The sequence below is a fragment of the Komagataeibacter europaeus LMG 18890 genome, assembly GCF_000285295.1.
Classification (GTDB): domain Bacteria; phylum Pseudomonadota; class Alphaproteobacteria; order Acetobacterales; family Acetobacteraceae; genus Komagataeibacter; species Komagataeibacter europaeus.
The window spans coordinates 1-7,006 of sequence record NZ_CADP01000128.1 but is presented as its reverse complement, the minus strand read 5'-3'; the positions used below and the strand labels follow the sequence as shown (position 1 = coordinate 7,006).

7 protein-coding genes are annotated in these 7,006 nt (G+C 51.8%); 6 read left to right on the top strand and 1 reads right to left on the bottom strand.

What is annotated here, in order from left to right; translation table 11 throughout:
* The coding region (locus GEU01_RS27055) for a transposase (RefSeq protein WP_010515861.1) at positions 1–341 on the top strand (341 nt) is incomplete at its 5' end.
* Positions 342–532: 191 nt separating this feature from the next.
* Here the strand turns inward: GEU01_RS27055 and GEU01_RS18575 are convergent.
* Positions 533–1,252: a helix-turn-helix transcriptional regulator gene (locus GEU01_RS18575; protein ID WP_010517467.1), complete on the bottom strand. Its 720-nt coding sequence runs from the start codon at positions 1,250–1,252 to the stop codon at positions 533–535.
* Positions 1,253–1,321: 69 nt separating this feature from the next.
* Here GEU01_RS18575 and GEU01_RS18570 point away from each other — a divergent pair, with 69 nt between their 5' ends.
* The 5 genes from GEU01_RS18570 to GEU01_RS23305 all read left to right on the top strand — a co-directional run.
* Positions 1,322–1,720, top strand: a complete 399-nt coding sequence (locus GEU01_RS18570; RefSeq protein WP_010517470.1) for a VOC family protein — start codon at positions 1,322–1,324, stop codon at positions 1,718–1,720.
* A 1,104-nt stretch (positions 1,721–2,824) separates the two neighbouring features.
* Positions 2,825–3,847, top strand: coding sequence for a ParA family protein (locus GEU01_RS18560; RefSeq protein ID WP_026018869.1), 1,023 nt, complete (start codon positions 2,825–2,827; stop codon positions 3,845–3,847).
* Positions 3,847–4,728, top strand: coding sequence for a ParB/RepB/Spo0J family partition protein (locus GEU01_RS18555; RefSeq protein WP_010517477.1), 882 nt, complete (start codon positions 3,847–3,849; stop codon positions 4,726–4,728). Before GEU01_RS18560 ends, GEU01_RS18555 begins: the two co-directional genes overlap by 1 nt.
* Before the next feature lie 90 nt (positions 4,729–4,818).
* Entirely contained in the window at positions 4,819–5,637 is an 819-nt protein-coding gene (locus tag GEU01_RS24930) for a replication initiator protein A (RefSeq protein WP_010511482.1), read from the top strand.
* A 918-nt stretch (positions 5,638–6,555) separates the two neighbouring features.
* Positions 6,556–7,006: IS4/Tn5 family transposase DNA-binding protein (locus GEU01_RS23305; RefSeq protein ID WP_198284481.1), on the top strand; the 451-nt coding region annotated here is incomplete at its 3' end.

Sequence of the window (7,006 nt, the reverse complement as noted above, 5' to 3'; positions counted from 1 at the left end):
CGGTCCGGGACCTGCGGAAAAAAGGCATCGATCCGCTGGTCGCCATTGGACGGCCCTGTGCCCGCAGGCCATATGATTTCCGGCCACTTCCTGAAAGCAGGGAGCCACGCCGGATAACCGAACCCTGGCGGCTTGCCATGAAGGACAGGCTGGAAACCACAGAAGCCGGAGATGTTTACAGACTACGAAAACAGACCGTTGAACCGGTCTTTGGAATTATCAAAAGCATCATGGGGTTCAGAAGGTTCAGCCTGCGTGGCCTTGCAAAAGTCACGACCGAATGGACCCTCGTTGCACTCGCATATAACTGCAAAAGAATGGCACGGCTTCAGGCGGCATAAGCCGGGTCAGCCTCGACCTTATAACCCTCAAAATGGCCAACCCGACAGACTGTTAGACGCTGCTTTTCTCAATGCGCAACTTTCAGTCTTGATTTCCGGTTCTCCTTCGATGGGATGCTGGCCATACGATTTCTGGGTGTCTTCGCATCAAAAACCGTTGCGGATCACGACATCCAGCGCTGTTCAACGAATTAATGGGACTTGAGCCGAGCCAGTTCCGATGCACGCCATATCTCCCAACGGCGAAGCAGTCGGTGGTATGGTTCACCTGTCCGCTCATCCAGCTTTTCTACTACGGTTATCCGGTCCGTACGAAAATGACGGAAGTCCTGTCGCAGTTCGCACCAAGCGATCAGTACGCGCGTGGTATCCGAATAGCCAAGAACCACTGGCCATACCGTACGCTCGGTTAGCGTACCCCGTTGATCGCAATAATGCAGGCGCAATTTCATTTCTTTACGTATTGCAGATCGAAAGTCCGCCGCGTCCACCGTATCCTCGGACGCATCAAGAGGCAGCTTCGCCGCAGTGCTCGGCGCAATGATAAATGGCTGCAGGCGCTCGGGCACGACTGCCGCAATCTTGGCAAGAACGTCCAATGCCGTACGTGCAAGCATTTCATCGCCATGGGCTGCTACCCACTGCGCGCCCAGAACGATCGCCTCAATTTCCACCGGGGTCAGCGCAAGCGGCGGCATGTCGTATCCGGAGCCGAGCACGTATCCAACGCCAGCCTCACCTGAAACGGGCACGCGCTGCCCCATCAGATGCGCGATATCGCGGTAGATCGTGCGCGTAGAGACCTCCAATTCCCCAGCCAGCGCCCGCGCCGTGACGGGGCGCGACGACCGGCGCAGGATCTGGATGATCTGAAAAAGGCGATCGGTACTGCGCAAGGGCTTTGCAATCATGCTGACAGGATGCTGTCAGCATGATTGTGCCAAAAGACGGCAAACGCAACCTTATGGAGGAACCGCCCGATGAAATTTGCCTCTACCCGCCTGATTGCCGCTGACATCAACGCCATGGTTGCATTTTATGAATTGGTGACCGGACAGCCTGCCGAATGGCTTGCACCCCAGTTTGCCGAAATCGTCACCCCTGGCGCGACACTCGCGATCGGTAGCGCCGAGACGGTCGCCCTGTTCAGGGAAGGAACTGCCGAACCGGGGGCAAACCGCACCGCAATTCTGGAATTCAGGGTTGATGACGTGGATGCCGTATTCGCACGCCTGAAAAACAGGGTGGACGTTGTGATTGAGCCAAAGCTGCTACCATGGGGCAACCGCACGGCCCAGTTTCGCGATCCCGAGGGCACGATCATCAGCCTGTTTACGCCGTTAACCAAAGCCGCCCGCGCCCGTTTCGGAACCCGGTGACAACGGGTGGCCAACCGGTCTGTTATTTCTATAGACAACATACAGGAAAGCGGGGGGAGGGGAGGCGAACGACCTAGTTCTGGAAACTAACCTGAAGAAACCGGTCATTTAGGCCCGGTGTCTCGGTTTCGTGACAGCTTTACGTCGTCCTAGTTCAAAGCAAAACGGCATATGTAGCAGCGTGACCTATCTCTCACTTCTTTCATGCCTTGAAAAAGAACGTCGATGATCCGCTTGTACCGTATCGTCATCTCCACATGATTAACAGGTCGGCCTCCTGAACATTCGAGGATGAGCGCCATGGCAGCGTCCTGGTCTATCCCGATGCTGCGATCCGTCTTGCTGTCATAGGCTAGAGCCGCCAAGGTGCGGCAATGCGCAGTCTTACCATGTCCAGCGAACGTCTCACTGCAGCGAGTACGTTCCATGACGATCTTTCGGATGAAACGCCGGCCACATGAAGACAGCGGAATTGGTTGCTGCCCCCTCATCGACATAGCACGCCTTGCGATCGCTCGCAGTGGACGATGAGGAAAAACGACGCATTATCCAAGTCCCCAGCCAGGGTGAATGCATGTTCGATAGGTTTCCTGAACTTGGGGGGAGTGCAATCAAGGAACCGACCACGATCTCGATGACCAACGACGTCCAGAACCACTGCTCATAAAAATCCGGTACGCGCCATCTGATGTTCTGACGTCCGAACATTGAGCATAAGGATGAACTAGAACCAGAAGACTATCGTAACACGTCGCACAGCAAAATATCATCCTCCATTATATCTTTGATCGCTATCTCCTCGGCTGATTTATGCCTCGTTTTAATGCTTCGTCCGCTTTGACAAAGCCTCATTCAAGACACAAGTAATCTATAATATGGTCCTAAGTTGCCACTTCAGCCATGCCGCACCTGGGCCGGATTAGATGTTCGACGAGAAGCAGGCAACATTGATCGTATCTCTCGAAGACCAATTTAGGGCTTCATATCAGCCCATATGCCGTCGATTTTTTCCTTGACAAGAAAGACTGATAACAATCAACATCAACCATCATCGTTGATGTTGATGCTATTTTACGCATCAAAAGTCTGTCTGGGGAAGCCATAATGAACGGTCAAACATTTCGAAATAGCCGACTGACTTTGCGATTAAGTCAGGCCGACATCAAAGATGAACTCAACCGCAGACTTGGCCGAAGCTATGATAAGCCCAAGATTAGCCGGTGGGAAAACGATAAAGAACCAATCCCGGATGATGTCGCCGAGGTGATACGTAATATGGCTGGCGCAGTTCAAGATTCTGCAAGAATACTTGTGCTGGCAAACCAAAAAGGCGGCGTTGGGAAAACAACGTCATCGCTCAACCTCGCATACGCGTTGTCATCACTGGGAGGGCGCGTTCTTCTCATTGATATGGATCCACAAGCCACAGCTACAGCCGGGATACTCGCTGGCGCCAGTGTTGAACTTTATCATCAAGCCAAAACGACCGCTCATCTCATCCTTGGTGGAAAACCCCTTTCTGAGATCGTGGTTGCGGCGGGCACGCTACCAGACGGACGCGAACTGCCTTTCGATTTCATCGCCAGCCATATTGACCTAGCCGAAACGGACGGCCGGAGAGAACCCGGTTTTGACGCCGCGCTACGGGAAGCCATTGATCCTGTCCGTGAGGACTACGACTGGATCGTGATCGATGCACCTCCCAATCTCGGCATGCTTACATGGATGAGCCTTGCTGCTGCCGATGATGCAATTGTCCCTGTGAGAACCGAGCCTTACGACACAATGGGCGTTGGCCTGATTATCGGCACCATCGGCAAGATCCAGCGTCGTCTGAATCCAGGGCTTCGACTCCTTGGTATTTTACCGACCCAATATAACGCACGCAAATCTGTGGACCGCGAAGTCCTTCAACACTTATGTTCCATGATGAAAGACCGCGCTCCAGTTCTGGAACCCGTGCCTTCAAGCGCTGTGTACGGTCATGCTGCACGCGCAGGCAGGATTGCGTTGGAGTCCTCTTCTTCAGCAGCCGCAACGGCACCATACCTTCGACTGGCACAAGCACTCCAAACGAAGACAGATTTTCCGCTTGCAGATATCGAACAGCCTGAAAGTAATGCGTGATGGCAACCCGACGCAAAACAAAAGCCCCGTCTCCTATTCTCGGCGTAGCCGCTGGTCTCATTGACGACGCCAGCAACAGTTTCGTTCGCCAGGACGGCAAATTTCGACATACATTCGAAGTTCCTTTGACAGAAGTAGCGCCAGATCCGGACCAACCGCGAAAAAGTTTCGACGACGAGAGTATCGCAGCACTAGCAGAAACCATGGTCGCTGAAGGACAGCTTCAACCCATTCTTGTACGTCGTGTCACGAACTCACAATCCGACAAACGATGGGTCATAGTCGCGGGCGAACGCCGTTGGCGAGCAGCGCAACATGCTGGCTGGTCCAGCATGCTTGCAATTGAACACGACGGTGATGCTGAAGTCGCAGCGCTCATTGAGAACCTTCAGAGAGTGGACCTAAACCCTCTGGAAGAAGCAACCGGCATCCAACGACTGATTGAAAAAAGAGGCTGGAACCAGAGCCAGGCAGGTGAAGTTCTTGGAAAAAGTCGCGGCGAAATTAGCTCTATCCTGAAAATCCTGACGCTCCCAACCGATATCCTTGAAGAGTTGACGTCAGAGCGAGGTGTGGCACGAAATACCCTTGTGGAACTCGCACGAGTCCCGGATCCTGTGAGACAACAAGAGCTCATTGAACAAGCCAGAACCGGACAACTCACAGTAAAAGCTATTCGACTGGGTCGAGCTGACCTCGAACGGCCAGAATCCGCACCGACCCGCAAACCTTCTGGATTTACGTTTACATCCGTAGACAGGATGGCCCAGCGTCTAAGTGAAGTCCGTGCCCAACAACTCCCGCTTAATTCGGAAGACCGTGAACGCTTGCGAAGACTCCGGGCCGAGATTGATCAGGTGCTGGGTGATGAAAATACGTAACACTGACGAGAGAATCATTGACCCTGGCTGTATTAACCGGTTTGTTTGCATTCGGAACATCGCGCACAAAAGGCAAGGCTGGGGTAGATAATGGCTAGCAACGAAGCTGACCTGTTTGTCGACTCCCTAATAGGGGCTCCGTTAAAGGATGACAGAGCCCTTATGGAATATCCGTTCTTCAGCATCCAGAAGCAACCGCGCATGGAGCCTCTGGTATATGACGACGGGAAAATACAAATTACCATAGAACCTGGCCCAAAAGGGCTTGCGACGATTTGGGATAAAGACATACTTCTTTATGTCGTCTCTCTTATCAATGAACGCATTGAGCGAGGAATGACTGTCGACCATACAGTCCGCTTCGCTGCGCATGATCTCCTGCGCGTCACCGGTCGAGGAACAGGTAAGCGCAGCTACGACCTTTTGCTCGATGCGCTTCATCGTCTGAGATCTACAAATATCATGACAACCATCGAATCTGCAGACGAACGCGACCGGCGCGGGTTTGGCTGGATAGAGACATGGCGCGTAGTCGAGCGGAAAACATCGACTGGACGTAAAATTATGGCAGCCATTGAAATTACGCTCAATGACTGGATGTTTCGTGCCCTCGTCAAGGAACGCAGGGTGCTGACAATTAACCCCACTTATTTTAGTCTCGATAGTGGCTTGGGGCGCCGTATTTATGAAATCGGACGAAAGCATCTTGGTAACCAGGAAATATGGAAAATTAGTCTAGATAAACTCGCCAAGAAAATCGGTACTACACGCGAATTACGATTTTTCAAAAGAGATCTTCTCAAAATTATAGGCGATGACGTTATCCCCGATTATCAGCTATCCCTCGAAGTAGGTCCAAGGGGAGGGCGTCCCGTAGTGATTTTTGAACATCGAGAATCACAATCTTAGCGATAAAATATGAGCAGGACATGTGCGCGATGTTCCGAACCATGAGACGCTGTCGCGTTTGTTTTCCTAGGCTGCTGTGAAGCGCAAAATACCTAAGATATCAAGCCTGCTACTTATCGGATGCCATAACTTGTCATCGCCCAAGGAATCACACGCACGGACGTCCGAACGCCAGAGACCTACCTTAAACGTGCGCGATGTTCCGAATTCATGGCGTTTGGGCAGAGACTGCGCCTCATAAACACCTTGGGCAACTATCGGCGTGAACTTGATGACCGAATTAGCAAGGTGAAGATCGTTAATGTGCGCGATATTCCGAATATCTGGCCTAATGCCTTTTCCGGCGTGCGCGATATTCCGAAGTTTTCTCTTCCCTATATCCATTCTCAAGAATTGGAGGCCTGTTGCAGTTGTTCTTGACGGTCGCAAAGTATGCCTTCTGCCCTGTCGACGATGATTACTCCCATTATTCACAGCAACGCGATTCTCGTTCGGAATATCACGCACGTCTTATCGGAACATCGCGCACATCCCAACGGAATATCGCGCACGCTTTCTTTCGGAATATCGCGCACGCCTTATCGGAACATCGCGCACAGAAACAGGCCCTAACCAAATGATATTAAACGCGCTTTTCGGCCTTTAACTTTTTAACAGTTTAAAAATAACCTTCTAACTCGACCGTTGGGGATAAGTCTGCCTTCCTTGCATTCCATCTTCAGTTCGCGCTAAGACGCATTACCTTCCGGTATGAAAGCAGCAGCTTTCCCCCCTTGAAGAAGCAGCTTATTCGACGTTGAATTAACGTCGCAATCTCTGCAACTACACCAATCGAGAAACACCCCTTTAGGGATATGATTTAGATTCGAGAATCCAAAAGCTAATAAACCGAGAATAAAAGTAAGCTCCCGGCGACTCTTGCAGTTACCCACAAATCTGCTGTTCTTGAATTTTGTGCTTGATGCAGATGAATCTGTTGTGATTCCTTTTCTGTCACCTTTATGCAGGCGGGGTGTGAGAATGGTACAGGATTGGGTCATACAGGAAATATCCGGATCTGACCTTGGCGACGAGCGCCTGAACAGGCGTCTGGGCACGATGCTCGCGGCACTTGCTGAACGACCGGGCAAGTCTCTCCCGACGGCATTTCAGGATTGGTCTGCGACCAAGGCAGCATATAGATTTTTTGCAAATGCAAATGTAAGCGAAGACAAAATCCTTGAAGGGCATTTTTCTGCTACCGCCCAGCGTTTCGATGCGACTGCAGGGCCAGTCCTGATCCTGCAGGATACAACGGAGTTTTCCTTCACCCGAGCATCTCCCGAAAAGATCGGGTTTACCAAGGTCTCTACGGGAGGCAGGGAAAAAA

What these genes read in the sequence shown, in the direction of transcription:
- GEU01_RS18570 (WP_010517470.1), top strand. Translation starts at nt 1,322, where the DNA reads ATGAAATTTGCCTCTACCCGCCTGATTGCCGCTGACATCAACGCCATG.
- GEU01_RS18555 (WP_010517477.1), top strand. Translation starts at nt 3,847, where the DNA reads ATGGCAACCCGACGCAAAACAAAAGCCCCGTCTCCTATTCTCGGCGTA.
- GEU01_RS18560 (WP_026018869.1), top strand. Translation starts at nt 2,825, where the DNA reads ATGAACGGTCAAACATTTCGAAATAGCCGACTGACTTTGCGATTAAGT.
- GEU01_RS24930 (WP_010511482.1), top strand. Translation starts at nt 4,819, where the DNA reads ATGGCTAGCAACGAAGCTGACCTGTTTGTCGACTCCCTAATAGGGGCT.
- GEU01_RS18575 (WP_010517467.1), bottom strand. Translation starts at nt 1,252, where the DNA reads ATGATTGCAAAGCCCTTGCGCAGTACCGATCGCCTTTTTCAGATCATC.